General features: G+C 60.5%; 1 pseudogene. It reads right to left on the reverse strand.

The annotated features are described in order from the left end of the window. Nucleotides 1–625, reverse strand: a pseudogene (locus GNF76_RS29255) (RHS repeat protein); the annotation flags it as partial.

A 625-nucleotide genomic window follows, 5' to 3' on the forward strand; every position in this document is an offset into this window, starting at 1 on the left:
CTTTTCCGTAAGGGTTGTAGCTGTAGGCCCGGGTGGCACCGCCCGGCAACACCACCTGAATCAACCGCCCAACGCTGTCCCATTGGTACTGAGTCAGCGCGCCGTGTTCATCCTCGCGGGCAATTTGCCGTCCCAGCGCGTCATAGCGATAACGCCGGGTACTGCCGTTGGGTAACTGTTCCTCGATGAGTTGGCCGAAGTCATTCCAGTTCAGGCGCTGGCAGCTGTGATCCGGGTACCAGACTTCCGTCAGCTGGCCGCGTTTGTTGTAGCGGTAGTTGGTAACGAACCCTTCGGGATCCGTCTTGCGGGTGATATCGCCCTGATCGTTGCGCTGGTATTTCCAGACGGCCTCGCCACGCCGCACAACCCGTACAAAGCCGTTGTCATGCTCGTAGGACGTCGGCTCATCGTCGCCGGAAAACAGTGCAATCAAGCGTCCGGCTTCGTCGTATTGATACGCCGTCACCGCGCCCAGCGGGTCCTGTTCGACGGTCAGCCGGCCTTTGTCGTCGTAGGACTTGAAGTGTTGCGCGCCGTCCGGATCAATCCTCTGTACCAGCCGCGCCCGCTGGTCGTGGACGTAGACTTCCTGACTGCCATCAGCGTTGTGGACCGTGACGCT

The organism is Pseudomonas spelaei (genome assembly GCF_009724245.1).
GTDB lineage: Bacteria > Pseudomonadota > Gammaproteobacteria > Pseudomonadales > Pseudomonadaceae > Aquipseudomonas > Aquipseudomonas spelaei.